This window comes from Sphingomonas sp. BAUL-RG-20F-R05-02 (assembly GCF_022662305.1).
In the GTDB taxonomy this organism is placed as follows: domain Bacteria; phylum Pseudomonadota; class Alphaproteobacteria; order Sphingomonadales; family Sphingomonadaceae; genus Sphingomonas.
The window spans coordinates 13,737-27,390 of sequence record NZ_JAKNQH010000010.1 but is presented as its reverse complement, the minus strand read 5'-3'; the positions used below and the strand labels follow the sequence as shown (position 1 = coordinate 27,390).

The 13,654-nt window shown below is 64.9% G+C and carries 12 protein-coding genes and 1 tRNA gene; 6 read left to right on the top strand and 7 right to left on the bottom strand.

All coding sequences use genetic code 11. The features are described 5' to 3' along the window. Window positions 1–70: 70 nt before the first annotated feature. The 6 genes from L8F97_RS17450 to L8F97_RS17425 all read right to left on the bottom strand — a co-directional run bounded on the left by L8F97_RS17450 (window position 71) and on the right by L8F97_RS17425 (window position 6,274). The gene (locus L8F97_RS17450; RefSeq protein WP_242153137.1) at window positions 71–412 is read right to left on the bottom strand and encodes a hypothetical protein; all 342 of its coding nucleotides are present in this window, start codon (window positions 410–412) and stop codon (window positions 71–73) included. Window positions 413–727: 315 nt separating this feature from the next. Next, a tRNA-Glu gene (locus L8F97_RS17445) sits at window positions 728–802 on the bottom strand. A gap of 59 nt (window positions 803–861) precedes the next feature. Further along, window positions 862–2,232, bottom strand: a complete 1,371-nt coding sequence (locus L8F97_RS17440) for a class II 3-deoxy-7-phosphoheptulonate synthase (protein ID WP_242153259.1) — start codon at window positions 2,230–2,232, stop codon at window positions 862–864. A 282-nt stretch (window positions 2,233–2,514) separates the two neighbouring features. Next, window positions 2,515–3,948 carry a cysteine--tRNA ligase gene (gene cysS / locus L8F97_RS17435; protein ID WP_242153134.1) on the bottom strand — a complete coding sequence of 478 codons (1,434 nt, stop codon included), beginning with the start codon at window positions 3,946–3,948 and terminating at the stop codon, window positions 2,515–2,517. Between the two features lie 59 nt (window positions 3,949–4,007). Then, window positions 4,008–4,997 (bottom strand): hypothetical protein, encoded by a 990-nt coding sequence (locus tag L8F97_RS17430; protein ID WP_242153131.1) that lies wholly within the window; start codon window positions 4,995–4,997, stop codon window positions 4,008–4,010. Between the two features lie 38 nt (window positions 4,998–5,035). Beyond that, window positions 5,036–6,274: a TIGR04063 family PEP-CTERM/XrtA system glycosyltransferase gene (locus L8F97_RS17425; RefSeq protein ID WP_242153128.1), complete on the bottom strand. Its 1,239-nt coding sequence runs from the start codon at window positions 6,272–6,274 to the stop codon at window positions 5,036–5,038. Window positions 6,275–6,369: 95 nt separating this feature from the next. Here L8F97_RS17425 and L8F97_RS17420 point away from each other — a divergent pair, with 95 nt between their 5' ends. Both L8F97_RS17420 and L8F97_RS17415 read left to right on the top strand, forming a co-directional pair. Beyond that, window positions 6,370–6,522, top strand: coding sequence for a hypothetical protein (locus L8F97_RS17420; RefSeq protein ID WP_242153125.1), 153 nt, complete (start codon window positions 6,370–6,372; stop codon window positions 6,520–6,522). Continuing rightward, entirely contained in the window at window positions 6,515–7,894 is a 1,380-nt protein-coding gene (locus L8F97_RS17415; protein ID WP_242153122.1) for a putative O-glycosylation ligase, exosortase A system-associated, read from the top strand. Before L8F97_RS17420 ends, L8F97_RS17415 begins: the two co-directional genes overlap by 8 nt. Before the next feature lie 55 nt (window positions 7,895–7,949). Here L8F97_RS17415 and L8F97_RS17410 read toward each other — a convergent pair whose 3' ends face one another. Continuing rightward, window positions 7,950–8,501 (bottom strand): type 1 glutamine amidotransferase domain-containing protein, encoded by a 552-nt coding sequence (locus L8F97_RS17410; protein ID WP_242153120.1) that lies wholly within the window; start codon window positions 8,499–8,501, stop codon window positions 7,950–7,952. A gap of 103 nt (window positions 8,502–8,604) precedes the next feature. On the opposite strand from L8F97_RS17410, the gene L8F97_RS17405 reads away from it, so the two are divergent. The 4 genes from L8F97_RS17405 (at window position 8,605) to L8F97_RS17390 (ending at window position 13,620) form a co-directional block, all read left to right on the top strand. Further along, entirely contained in the window at window positions 8,605–9,609 is a 1,005-nt protein-coding gene (locus L8F97_RS17405) for a DNA topoisomerase IB (RefSeq protein ID WP_242153117.1), read from the top strand. A 5-nt stretch (window positions 9,610–9,614) separates the two neighbouring features. Next, window positions 9,615–10,796, top strand: a complete 1,182-nt coding sequence (locus L8F97_RS17400; protein ID WP_242153114.1) for a mechanosensitive ion channel family protein — start codon at window positions 9,615–9,617, stop codon at window positions 10,794–10,796. 325 nt (window positions 10,797–11,121) lie between these two features. Next, on the top strand, window positions 11,122–12,477 hold the full coding sequence (locus L8F97_RS17395; RefSeq protein WP_242153111.1) for an O-antigen ligase family protein: 1,356 nt from the start codon (window positions 11,122–11,124) through the stop codon (window positions 12,475–12,477). A gap of 645 nt (window positions 12,478–13,122) precedes the next feature. After that, entirely contained in the window at window positions 13,123–13,620 is a 498-nt protein-coding gene (locus L8F97_RS17390; protein ID WP_242153108.1) for a hypothetical protein, read from the top strand. Window positions 13,621–13,654: the final 34 nt, after the last annotated feature.

Genomic DNA, 13,654 nt, shown 5'->3' with positions numbered 1-13,654 from the left:
AGCGCGCCGCGCGGATCGCCACGCCGGGCTTGTCGCGCACACAGGCCGGTTATGCGTAGATCAGGCGGGGTCAATCGGCGCCCCTGCCGACTTGCGCGGGCTGCGGTCCTGCGCTGGATGCATGATCGTAGCGGCCCTGGTGCGCATTGATGCTGTTTCGCATCTTCTCCAAAAGCCCCAACGAGTGCCGAAGCGTCGCGGCCAACTCCTTCTCGTCCTTCGCGCTCTCTTCCTTGACAGCATATGCGCTGTCGATTGCCTCGAGCGCCTGCGCTTTGGTGAGCGCGCCGTTGTCGAGCAGGCTGTGCACGAGGCTTTCGACAAGCAGTAGCGCGGCTTGGGCCTGTGCATCGCCAGATGGCTGGCGATCATTCTTGAACGAAGAGTCGGCGGTTGGTGTCTGGTTCGTCATCGCCCTCTTCTCCTTCGAGTCCGGAACGGAAGGAAATGCTCGGCGGAGGCATCGGTTTCGTTGCGAGCCGATGTCTCGCCACGCAATTCATCGCACAACCGCCCTTCGCAGTGCCGCCGCATGTCACTGCCGAGTAACTTGAAGCCCGGCTGAAACTTGCCGACAATCGTCCTGATTCAAGTCACGCGTCGGGTCCGTCTTGTGCCGATCGTTGACGGGTGGGAATCTGCCCATGCGGCACGCCGGGCTGTCATGCCTGCGCTCACCCACGTGTTTAGCAGCAATAACCGATGCCGGTGAGGCGATGATGCGACCTGGTGACCCCTACGAGAATCGAACTCGTGCTTACGCCGTGAGAGGGCGTCGTCCTAACCGCTAGACGAAGGGGCCGTACGCAGTCGAAGCGGCGCAGTACGGCGCACGCTCCGCTGCGTCAAGCCGGATTATCGCTATGCGGCGGCGCGGCGACGCTCCGACATTTCGTCGTTAAGCATTTCCGCCAGCAGGAATGCCAGTTCGAGGCTCTGGCCGGCGTTGAGGCGCGGGTCGCAGTGCGTATGGTAGCGATCCGCCAGCGATTGTTCGGTCACCGCCACCGCGCCGCCGGTGCATTCGGTTACGTTCTGCCCGGTCATCTCGGCATGAATGCCGCCCGCGATCGAGCCTTCGGCGCGGTGCACCGCAAAGAAACCGCGCACTTCCGCAAGGATGCGCTCGAACGGTCGGGTCTTGTAGCCGTTGGCGGCCTTGACGACGTTGCCGTGCATCGGGTCGCAGCTCCACACCACCGGATGGCCTTCGCGCATCACCGCGCGGACAAGCTTGGGCAGGCCGGCCTCGATCGTGTCGTGGCCGTAGCGGGTTATAAGCGTCATGCGACCGGGTACGCGCGCGGGGTTGAGCGTGTCGAGCAGGCGCAGCAGCGCGTCCGGCTCCAGCGAAGGCCCGCACTTCATGCCGATCGGGTTGCCGATGCCACGCAGATATTCAACATGGGCGCTGCCCTCGAAACGGGTGCGGTCGCCGATCCACAGCATGTGTGCCGAGGTGTCGTACCAGTCGCCGGTCAGCGAATCCTGCCGGGTCAGCGCCTGTTCGTAGCGCAGCAACAGCGCCTCGTGACTGGTATAGAAGCGCGTCTCGGCAAGTTGCGGCACCGTTTCGGGGTTGATCCCGCACGCCTCCATGAAGTCGAGCGCCTCGCCGATTCGGTCGGCGACAGCAGCGTATTTCTGCGACCAGGGGCTGCGACCCATGAAATCGTGCGTCCAGCGGTGGACCTGATGCAGGTTGGCGTAGCCGCCGCCGGCGAAGGCGCGCAGCAGGTTGAGCGTCGCCGCCGACTGGCTGTAGGCGCGCACCATGCGCTGCGGATCGGGGATGCGGCTTTCGGGGGTGAAGGCGATATCGTTGACGTTATCGCCGCGGTAGCTCGGCAGCTCGACGCCGTTGATCGTCTCGGTATCGGCCGAACGCGGCTTGGCGAACTGGCCCGCCATCCGGCCGACCTTCACCACCGGCAGCTTCGACGCATAGGTCAGCACCACCGCCATCTGGAGGATGACGCGGAAAGTATCGCGGATGTTGTTGGCGCTATGCTCCGCGAACGATTCGGCGCAGTCACCGCCTTGCAGCAGGAACGCCTTGCCCTCCGCCACCTTGGCGAGATCGCCGGTGAGGTTGCGCGCCTCGCCGGCGAACACCAGCGGCGGGAAGCTGGCGAGCTGGTCGGTGGCCGCGTCGAGCGCGGCGGCGTCGGGATAGGTCGGCATCTGGCGGGCCTCGGCCGTCGTCCAGCTATCGGGCGCCCAGGTGCTCATGTCGTTCTCCATTCGAATTTGGATGTACCAGTCGGCATGCGTGGCGATACCGTTCGCGGCGATCTGGTTGACGGCCTGACTGCCGGCGCGCTTGCCGTCTTCTTCCCAGCCCTGCACCGTGCTGCCGGGCGCACCGTACCACGCGCCGAACGCCGCCCGGCTAAGCGCGCGGTCTTCGCGGAAGCGTTTGATCTTGATGCCGGCAAGCGTCGTCATGCGGCACGATTACGCGAACGGGGTAAATTCCGCAAGTGGGTTTACCCGATTGGAGTAATCGTGTCGTCAGTCTACCGCCGGCTTCCAGTCCCACCCGAGCGGATCGCCATCCATCACCTCGACACCCGCGGCAGCAAGGTGGTCACGCAGTGTGTCGGAGCGGGCGAAATCCTTCGCCACCCGCACAGCCTTGCGCTCGGCAAGGCGTGCCTCGATCTCGTCCGGCGTGATCGCCACGCCCGCCGGCATCACCCGCAGATCGGCACGGGCGAGGGTCAGCAGCGGCAAGCCGAGCACGTCGACGAAATCCGCGAGTGCTGCCAATCGAACCGCTGGTGACAGCTTTTTGTCGGCCAGCATCTCGTCCAGCACCGGCAGTGCACGCGGCGTGCCGAGATCGTCCGACACCGCCTCGTCCAACCGCGTGCGATATCCGGTCGCATCACCCTTCACCGCGCCATCGTCGCGCGCCCGCAGCGCCTCCACCGCCATCACCAGCCGCTTCAGCCGGGTGGACGCCGCGGCAAGGTTTTCCCACGAGAATTCGAGTTCGCTACGGTACTGCGCCGACAGGCACATCAGGCGATAGGCGAGCGGGTGGAAACCACCGTCGACAAGTGTTTGCAGGGTGGTGAAATCGCCCGACGACTTCGACATCTTGCCGGCGCGTTCGACCAGGAAGTTGTTGTGCATCCACACCCGCGCGCCGGTGTCCGCGCAATCGCAGAACGCCTGGTTCTGCGCGATTTCATTCGGGTGGTGGATCTCGCGGTGGTCGATGCCGCCGGTGTGGATGTCGAAACCGTCGCCGAGATACTTGCGGCTCATCACCGAACATTCGAGATGCCAGCCCGGTGCGCCGCGACCCCAGGGCGAGTCCCATTCCATCTGGCGCTTCTCGCCGGGCTCGGACGTGCGCCAGATCGCGAAATCCTGCGGATGGCGCTTCCCGGCGACGGGATCGATCCGTCCTTCGCGCTCATCGTCGCTCACGCGGGCAAGTCGGCCGTAATCGGGTACGGTCGACACGTCGAAATATAGACCGCTATCGAGTTGGTAGCAGTGATCGGGTGCGATTTTCTCGCCGAACGCGATCATCTCGGCGATGTGATCGGTGGCGAGCGGAAAGTGCGTGGGGTTGCGGATGTTGAGATCTGCGAGGTTCTGCTTGAACGCCTGCGTGTAGTGCGCGGCGATATCCCAGATGCTCATCGCGCGGGCACGGGCGGCGGCTTCCATCTTGTCGTCGCCAGCATCGGCATCCGAGGTGAGGTGCCCGACGTCGGTGATGTTGATGACGTGGGTGAGGGGATAGCCTTTCCACGTCAGCACCCGGCTGAGCGTGTCAGTGAAGACGTAGGCGCGCAGATTGCCGATGTGCGCATAGTTGTAGACCGTCGGCCCGCACGAATAGACACGCACGTTGGCGGGATCGATCGGAGCGAATGCCTCAAGGGTTCGCGTAAGGCTGTTGTAGAGCGTGAGGGGGGTGCCGGTCATCACGCAGCCCTTAGCGGCGCGCGCGCCGGCCCGCAAATCGGCTCCGGTCGAGCCCCAAATCAGCCGGCGCGGGTGGCGAGGCCGCGCAGAGTGTCGAGCGTGTCGCGGATCGACTCCTGCCGTGCGGCCCGTGTCGGAGCGGGGTCCGGCGTGACGTCGCGCCGGGCGACGCTGCGTTCCAGCCGGTCGAGCAGCGCGCGGACCGACGTGGGTGAATCACCCTCTGGCGTGCGCGCGGGCGTCTGCTGCATCGAGGCGGCGATCAGGCCGATCGCTTGGCCGGTTTCCACGCGGACCGGGGCGGGCAGGTCGACCGGCATGTCGTCGTGCTCTTCGGTGGGATCTTCGGACGTCGGCGCCGGCGCTGCATGAAGCATGGAAGCGGCGATCAGGTCGATGGCGCGACCGATGTCGCGCCGGATCAGCCTGGGCAGGGCGGTGGGTTCCGCTTGCCCTGCTGGCGGCGCTGGCGCCTCGGCCTGCGATGGGGCGGGAGTCAGCCGAAGCGAAGCAGCGATCCGGTCGGGCGTATCGGACGTGTCGAGCCGGATCGGCAGCGGCGGCTCGGCGGGAGCGAGGCGGGGCGTCGGCATCAGTCGCTCTGGCTCCGGCGTTTGCGCGTCGAACGACGCGGTGAAGGATTGCGGATCGAACGCGGCGAGCGGCATGTCGAGATCGTCGGGCAGGGTCCGCTCGATCGGAGCCACTTCGGCGCGCACCTCCAGGAATGGCGTGCCGAGATCGCGGTTGGCGAACACCGGCTGGCGCGGCGGCGCATCGGGATGCACGTCGGCACGGCGCAAGGCCGGCCCGGCAACGCCGGTCGCACGGGGATTTTGCAGGATGATCAAGCGCGTGCCGACCGCGACGAACAGCGCGACCCAGGCCAGCACCGACACGACCCCGCCACCGACCAGCGCCAACATCGCGCGTGCGGTCAGCCCGAGCGGCGGTTGCGCCGCGTTGACCAGCGCGGCGATCCCGCTGTCGACGACGAGCGACTCCAGCGTGGAGGTCGGCATGACGGCGAATACAAGGGCGATGAGCACGCCTGCCACTCCCGCGCCGGTGGGCGCGAGCGGAAGGATCAGACGCTGACGGGGGGACGCGACCATAATCCGTGTGATGGCACAGTATCGGTAAGTTTTTGGTAAACCGGTTCGTAACGGCCCACGTTCACCGCCCAGTTGCGCTCGGCTTCGACAAAGGCGCGACCGCGTGTGCGGCGCGCTTCCCAGCCCTCGCGGTGGCTGAGCAGATCGGCGAGCGCGGCAGCGATGCCGGCGGGGTCGCCGGGCGGGAACAGCGTACCGGTGACGCCGTCGCGGATCAGTTCGCGGTGCCCGCCGACGTCCGATGCCGCGACGAGGCGGCGCTGCGCCATCGCTTCCAGTGGTTTGAGCGGCGTGACGAGATCGGTCAGCCGCATGTGCTTGCGCGGGTAGGCGAGAATGTCGACGAGGCTGTAATAACGTTCGACCTGCTGGTGCGGTACGCGGCCTGCAAAGTGGATGTGGGCCGCCACCGGCGAGGCGGCGGCCTGCGCGCGCAGCATATCCTCCATCGGCCCGCCGCCGACCAGAAGCAGGTGCGCGGCTGGCCGTGCCGCGACCAGGGCGGGCATGGCGGCGATCAGATCGTCGAGACCTTCGTAATCGTAGAAGCTGCCGATGAAGCCGATCACCTCCGCATCGATGATGCCGTGCCGCGTGGCCAGGACGTCATCATACGCGGCAGGTTCGCCGAACAGTGCGAGGTCGACGCCGTTGGGGGAAACGAGGATCTTGTCCGGCGCGATCCCGCGCGCGATCAGGTCGCCGCGCAGGCCTTCGCAGATCACCGACACCGCATCGGCGCGGCGCACCGCCCATGTTTCGAGCGCGCGGGTGGCGCGGTAGCGAAGCGAGCCTTCGCTGCCGGTGCCGTTGCCGACCGCCGCATCCTCCCAGAACGCGCGGATCTCGTACACCAGCGGCAGCCTGCGCGCGCGCGCGACCCGTAAGGCGGCAAGCGCCCCCAGAACCGGCGAATGCGCGTGGATGATGTCGGGCCGGAACCGCTCCGCCACCGCCGCGACGCTACGCGACAGCGCGTGGATTTCGGCAAGCTCGCCCAGCACCGGCGGCAGCTTGGGCGCGTGTGGGGTGCGGTGGAAGTCGATACCGTCGATCGTCTCCGTGCTCACGTCCGACACGCCCTGCCGCACGCCGGTGACCGCCGCGACCTCCCAGCCGCGTGCCTGCTGCGCCTTCAGGATCGCGCGCGTGCGAAAGGTGTAGCCGCTTTGCAGCGGCAACCCGTGATCGAGGACGTGCAGGATCTTCATGGGGCTTCATCTGCCACGCGACTGCTTAACGGAGCCTCAACTTCGCGCGGGCTATGCGGGAGCGAACCGAGGCTACGCAGCGCAGGGACGACTTTATGATCGACAATTTTGCGCTCGCGATCAGCCATGGCTTGATGATGCTGGCGATCTGGGCGTTGCTGAAGCGGCCCGACCTCGATCGCGAGCCCGGCCCGCGCGATCGGCCGGCGCGGACCAAGCCGGGTAGGGAGGATCGGCCGGGTGCGTGACCTCATCTTTGTTGCGTTCCTGGCTGCGTTCTTCCTGGCGGGTTTGCGCAAGCCGTTCATCTTCGTGCTCGCCTATATCTATATAGACGTGGTCAGTCCGCAGCGGCTGACGTACCTCCTGCTCAATTCGATCCCGATCTCGCTGATCGCGTTCAGCGCGGCGGTGCTGAGCTGGGCGATGATCGACGATAAGCGCGACGTGCGGCTCGCGCCGCGCCAGTTCATCATTCTGCTGCTGCTGGCATATTGCGGGATCACCACGATCAACGCCGACTTCCCGCAGGCCGCCGCCGACAAATGGGACTGGGTCTGGAAGGCGCTGGTGTTCGCCGCGTTCCTGCCGCTGACGCTGCGCACCAAGCTGCGCGTGGAGGCGCTGCTGCTGTTCATGGTGCTGTCGGCGTCGTCGATCATCATCGTCGGCGGGATCAAGACGGTGGTGTCGGGCGGCGGCTACGGCGAGCTGAACCTGATGGTCTCGAACAACAGCGGCCTGTACGAAGGCTCGATCATCTCGACCGTAGCGGTGGCGATCGTGCCGCTGGTGCTGTGGTTCGCCAGCCACGGCACGATCTTCAAACCCGACTGGAAGGTGAAGCTGTTCTGCTACGCGCTGGTGTTCGCGTGCTGCATGATCCCGGTCGGCACCTCGGCGCGGACGGGGTTGTTGTGCATCGTGCTGGCGGCGGTGCTGCTGCTGCGCGATGCCAAACGCAAGATGCTGTATATCGGCGTGATCGCTGCGATCGGTGTGGTGGCGGTGCCGTTCCTGCCATCGGCGTTCGTGTCGCGGATGGGAACGATCAAGACCTACAAGGCCGACGAATCCGCCTCGACCCGGCTGGCGGTGTGGCAGTGGACGTGGAATTACGCGAAGACGCACCCGTTCGGCGGCGGCTTCGACATGTACCGGCAGGACGTGCTCAACTACGATCTGATCGTGGCGGAAGGCACCGGCAGCAATATGACGCTGAAGCATATTCCGACATCGGACCGGGCGCGCGCCTATCACAGTTCGTATTTCGAGATGCTGGGCGAACAGGGCTGGCCCGGGATCGTGCTGTGGGGCGGTCTGAACCTGGTCGGCATCTTCCGCATGGAGATGCTCAGGCGCCGCTACCGCAAGCCCGCGCCCGAGGATGCGTGGGTGGCGCCGTTGGCGGGCGCATTGCAGTCGGCGTTGCTGATCTACCTGCTCGGCGCGTCGTTCGTCGGCATCGCGTTCCAGCCGTTCATCTATCAGTTGATCGGCGCGCAGATCGGGCTGGACACCTATCTGGCGCGCAAGCGATCCGAAGGAGCTTGGCGGCCGTTCCGCAAGGCAAAGCGCGAGACCGTGCCGAGTGGTGCGGCCGAGCCGGCGCCGGTCTGATCCTGTCTGGGCAAGGGGTCTGGGCCGGGCACGATCAGCGCCCGGCCCGAACGCCTCAGGCGTCTGCGGTTTCTTCCGCCAGCGCGGCGATGATTGCCTTGTTGAACGCGGGAATGTCGTCGGGCTTGCGGCTGGTGATGAACTGGCCGTCGCGCACCACTTCCTCATCCACCACGTCAGCACCGGCGTTGGCGAGATCGGTGCGCAGCGAAGGCCAGCTCGTCATCGTCTTGCCGTCGACAACGTCCGCCTCGATCAGCAGCCACGGTGCGTGGCAAATCGCCGCGACGAGCTTGTCCGCGTCGACGAACTCCTCGACGATATCGACCGCGCGATCGTTCATGCGGAGCGCATCGGGATTGGCGACGCCGCCGGGCAGCAGCAACGCGGTGTAATCCTCGGTATCGACATCGTCGATGGTCAGGTCGGGCGTGATCGTGTCACCCTTCTCGTCCTGCTTCATGCCCTGGATCGGATCGGTCGAGAAGGACGCAAGCGTCACCTTCGCGCCGGCATCGAGCAGCGCCTGACGCGGTTCAAACAGTTCGGCCTGCTCGAAGCCATCGGTGGCGACGATGAGGACGTGGGCGTGGGAAAGGTCGGTCACGGGGAATCTCCTTGGCAGATGCGCCTCAAACCCCCGGCCGTGCGGCTCCGTTCCGGAACGAAGCGACAGACCGCGCATTTTGAAAGCCATGGAGCAAAGCACGATGACCGGCGAGATCACCTATCACGACGACAGCGATCCGGGCATTACACGGCGCAAGGTGCGAAACGGCTGGGGCTATTGGGACGCCGACGGCAACCGCATCACCGATCGTGACGAAATCGACCGGCTCAACCGCATCGGCCTGCCGCCGGCCTACCGCGACGCGTGGTTCTGCCCGAACCCGTGCGGCCATATTCAGGCGGTCGGCTGGGACGAACGCGGCCGCAAGCAGTACCGCTATCACCTCGATTTCCGTACCGCGCAGGACTGCGCCAAATACGACCTGTGCGCGCCGTTCGGTCGCGCGCTGCCGAAATTGCGTGCGCGGGTCGAGGCCGATCTCAAGCGGCGCGGGCTCGGCAAGGACGCTGCCGTCTCGGCGATCGTGCGGCTGCTTGATCTCGGCCATATCCGCGTGGGCAACGAAGGGTATGTGAAGGAAAACAAGAGCTATGGCGCGACCACGCTGCGCCGCCGCCATGCCGCGCTCAAGGGCAAGACGCTCAAGCTGCAGTACAAGGCCAAGTCCGGCAAGATGCGGCTGCTCACCATTACCGACGCCTCGCTCAGCCGGTTCGTGAAGAAGTGCCAGGATCTGCCCGGTCAGCACCTGTTCCGCTGGCTGGACGATGCCGGCGAGTCGCACCCGGTCACCTCATCAGACGTCAACGCCTATATCCGGGAGGCGATGGACGGCCACTATACCGCCAAGCATTTCCGCACCTGGAGTGCGAGCGTGGTCGCCTTTGAAACGCTGATCGGTGCGGAGCATGACATCGGCCTCAAGACGATGCTGGAGCCGGTCGCGGCGGCGCTGGGCAATACGCCGGCGATTTCCCGGAAATCCTACGTTCATCCGCTGCTGATAGAGGCGACCAAGAGCGGGCAGGCATCGCTTCGCGCGATACGCCTGCCACGAAGCGCGCGCTATCTCAGCCGCACCGAACGCGGACTGATCGCGTTTCTGGAGGCGGGTGGCGTGCCCGAAGCATCAAGGGCTGCATAACTGACATGAGTAACACGACCGCGCCGATCCTTCCGCCGGTAAAGGTGCGCGACATCAACATGCAGGTCCGCGACCTGGTCGGCGCGACGTTCGACTGGCTCGGCACGCACTGGCTGCAGATCCTGATCGCGCTCGGCGTCGGCGCGGTGATCGTCGTCGTATTGGCGACGTTGCGCAAGCTCGGGGCAAAGCTATGCAGCAGCCGCTTCAAACTCGCTGGCTGGGGGCCGGTGGTTGGCCATGCGATCGTGCGGACGAAGAACTTCTTCATCGTGATGGTCGCCGCCAAACTCGTGCAGGGATATGCCGGCGCGCCACCCGAAGTCGCCGCTACGATCAAGTTCCTGTTCACGATCGCGGCTGTGTTTCAGGTGGCGATCTGGGCGCGCGAGATCATCCTCGGCGCGATCACGCGGCGTACCGGCTCCGAACATTATGCCGGCGAAGCGCTCGAAAGCGCGATGGGCATCATCCGCTTGCTCATCACCTTCGCGGTATTCGCGATCGCGTTCATCGTCGTGCTCGACAATCTCGGTGTCAACGTCACCGGGCTGGTAGCCGGGCTTGGCGTGGGCGGCATTGCGATCGGCCTTGCCGCGCAGGGCATCTTCGCCGATCTGTTCGCGGCGCTCGCCATCCTGTTCGATCGGCCGTTCAGGCGTGGCGACAAGATCAGCTTTGGTGACAGCAGCGGCATCGTCGACAGCATCGGGCTGAAATCGACGCGCATCCGCGCCTATTCCGGCGAACTGCGCGTGATCGCCAACAAGAACCTGCTCGACAAGGAAATTCTCAACGTCTCGCAGCGCAACCACATCCGCCTCGGATTTACGATCGGCGTCGCCTATGAAACGCCGCCGGATGTACTGGCGCGGCTGCCTGGCATCCTCAAGGAACTGGTGGAGGCGGAAGGCGCGACGGCAGCGCGGGCGGGGTTTGAATCGTTCGGCGCAAGTTCGCTCGATTTCGCGCTTCTGTTCGACATCCCCGGCGAGGACTGGGGCACCGCGCACCCGACCCGCGACAGGCTGATGGTCAGCATCATGCGCCGCTTCGCCGATGAGAAGATCACGATCGCCTATCCGACCCAGACCACCTACACAGCCGCGCCCGACGGCACGATCATCATGCCCTATGCCGATCCCGTCGGTGTAAAACAGGTCGACTTGGACAAAAGCGAAGCGTAACCGCCGATGCCTTCGCTCGGCGAGAGCGTTGGCGGCACAACTGGCAGAGCAGGGATCGCGCCGCCGCTGCTCCACGACCACGCGGTGATCAACGGTTCGACCAGCACCAGAGCGGTGCCCACCGCCTCCCACGATGCGCGGCACGATGCCGACCAACAGGCAGCGCCGGACGCCTCAGGCTCGTGGTGATCATAATCGGGCGATGCGGCGCGCATCATGGCGGGAGATCGCACCGAAACCGAGGCGATGCGATGCCGCGCAGGCGGTGCGCATGGTACGCGCGCCGGATGGAGCGATACAGACACGTGCGCGGTGGCGCAGGCACATGACGCAGGCCCTTGCCCACGGTAGCCGCGCGCCCTTCCAAAGCCGTCGTGCCGGCCTGCGCACCGGGCCGCGCCGCGCCGGGACGGTGCGACTGGTGACGCCGCGCGGCGCGATATTGGCGGCGCTTGGGCTGCTGGTCGTGTCGCTCTGCTACAAGCTGTTCTCGCTGGGCGTGGTGGTGATGCTGGCGCTGGGGGTCGGGCTTTGGGCGTTTCGCGCCAGCTGGCGCCGGATCGATCCGGTGTTCGTGCTGGCCACCTTGTACGTGGCGGACGCGACCGTCACCGCGTTCATGGTGTCGCGCTCGGCAGGCGTCGCGCGCACGGTGCAGTTTGCCATCACCGCCTTCGCGCTGCTCGGGCTATACGCCTACGCACAGGCGGCCAGGCGGGTCGATGCCGCATTCCTTCTGAAAGGCGTCGGCATCGTGAGCGCGGCAATCGCGCTGCACCTCATCGTCTGGCATCTGCTCCACCACCATTATGTGACGTGGAAATACCTGTCCGATACCAAGCTGATCCTGTCGCTCGCGCTTATTCCGCTGTTCGGTCTGGAGGACTGGATCAAGGACAAGGCGCGCATCCTGTTTCCGGCCGCGCTGCTGCTGGCGTTCATCGTCATCCTGCTCAGCGGCGAGCGCAAGGCGCTGATGCTGTTCTGTATCCTGTTCGCGTTGTGCCGGATGCCGCTTGCGGTAAAGCTTGGAATGGCGGGCGTGATCGCGCTGACCACCGGGCTGATCCTGCTCGACGACAGCGGGTACATCCACCGCCAGCTGCTCAGCGCCTCACATGACTATAGCGCTGCCTCGACCCGCTACTTCTTCACGGTCCAATCGATCGGCGACCAGAGCGACATGATCCGCGAGTTCGTGAACCGCAACGCCCGGCGGCTGTTTGCGGATCATCCGCTGTTCGGCCTAGGTGCAACCGGATATTGGACATGGGCGATCGGCACCTACGGCCCGACCGGACTGGCGATGAACGTGCACGGTGAATATCACCGCGTGCCGGTCGAAGGCGGGGTGTTCGGTATCGCCATAGCGATCGGTTTCCTGGGTCTGGCATTATGGCGGGCGATCCGGCACGCCTTGCGGCAGGGAGGGCTGGCGGCGCCGTCACTGGACCGCGTGCCGCTCTACTGTGTCGCCTTGCTGCTAAGCTACTGTTACGCCGAGGCGGTCGACACGGCGATGCTGCTGTTGATCGGTGCGGTCGGGGCGATCGTCGGTGCGTTGCCGGTTGCGCCGTCCAGCTTGCGATCGGGCGCGCTGCGCTTCGCACCGCGCAACCGGGCGGCGTCGCTTCGCAGGCGAAAGCCCGAGCTTGTCGGGACGCTGCGGCGACGCGGTTGACGCCGCAAGGGTTGCTGCGAATCGGTACACACTGCGGATACACCGCGTTGGAGCGGTCCGGCCCGGTGTAGTCGCTCCTCGCGCGGCTACGGAGCGCGACGTAACAGACAACGTAACAAACAGCGCGGTCGCTTTGTTTTGCCTACATAATAGTCGGCTTTGCGCAGTCGCTGGTACAGCGCCTTCCCTCTCGCGCCAGGGAAATGCCGCCGCCCGACGCTCCCGCTATTACGTTAAATACATCCAAAGCTGAGAGAAATGGTTCCCGCGAACACTGACTTGCCACAATAGAGTAGCCGCAGCAACGCGGTGTGCGTGCTCCTGAAAAGTGACAAGTCTACGTATCAACGTAGTAATTCATAAGGTAATTGTATCTGAAGCTGCGATAATTCTAAAAGCGTCCATGACATATAACATGTACATGTCCGTTATGGCGATATCACAGAGATTAAACGGCGAATAAGTTTTGATGCAATGCGGAAATATACGTATGATGTTACCGTCCGATAGACTTATCTAATCGGCGCTACGTCCTCAGCATTCATCAACAACAGTCATTTAGGGAGTTTCCTTATGGGCATCAGGTTCAGCAGACGAATTTCGATACTAGCAGGTGTTTGCGCGGCTTTCGTTGCGACGCCTTCGTTGGCGTTCGACTATCAACTCGGCACCTTGCAGACCGGCGTTGCCGAAACGTCGGGTGGTCATATCGGCATCGTCTACAATCCTTCGGACCGCGTGTTTTTCTCGGTTGCCGCGAAGAACACTTTGGATGCTGATGTACTGAAGGGTTCGCTGCGTGCGCTTACACCCAAGAACGGCAGCACGCAGACCTTCTACCTGACCAGCCTCACCGCCAGCCTCTACACTGCGGCCGGTGCCTTTGTGTCAAGCATCGCCAACATCACCGGTGCGGCAACGGAGCAGACCACGACTGTGGAAAAGCTGATGGCAGGCAATTATTATATCAGCGTGTCCGGCACTGCGGTCGACCCGAAGCTCGGCGGTGATTACGCGCTGTCGCTGCTGAGCAGCCAGCCTGCAGCGGCTCCGGGGCCGGCTGGCATCCTGTTCGTCGGTGGCGCGGCTGCGTTGATGGCAGCGCGCCGTCGTCGTCAGAAGGCCAAGGCTGGCCTCGCCTGATCGAAGCGTGAACGGGTGCGGTCGCGCGGCGACC

Bases quoted from the DNA above. Each gene is read 5' to 3' on its own strand.
- L8F97_RS17420 (WP_242153125.1), top strand. From the start codon at position 6,370: ATGATCGACAATTTTGCGCTCGCGATCAGCCATGGCTTGATGATGCTG.
- L8F97_RS17450 (WP_242153137.1), bottom strand. From the start codon at position 412: ATGACGAACCAGACACCAACCGCCGACTCTTCGTTCAAGAATGATCGC.
- L8F97_RS17440 (WP_242153259.1), bottom strand. From the start codon at position 2,232: ATGAGCACCTGGGCGCCCGATAGCTGGACGACGGCCGAGGCCCGCCAG.
- cysS (WP_242153134.1), bottom strand. From the start codon at position 3,948: ATGACCGGCACCCCCCTCACGCTCTACAACAGCCTTACGCGAACCCTT.
- L8F97_RS17395 (WP_242153111.1), top strand. From the start codon at position 11,122: ATGACGCAGGCCCTTGCCCACGGTAGCCGCGCGCCCTTCCAAAGCCGT.
- L8F97_RS17405 (WP_242153117.1), top strand. From the start codon at position 8,605: ATGACCGGCGAGATCACCTATCACGACGACAGCGATCCGGGCATTACA.
- L8F97_RS17425 (WP_242153128.1), bottom strand. From the start codon at position 6,274: ATGAAGATCCTGCACGTCCTCGATCACGGGTTGCCGCTGCAAAGCGGC.
- L8F97_RS17400 (WP_242153114.1), top strand. From the start codon at position 9,615: ATGAGTAACACGACCGCGCCGATCCTTCCGCCGGTAAAGGTGCGCGAC.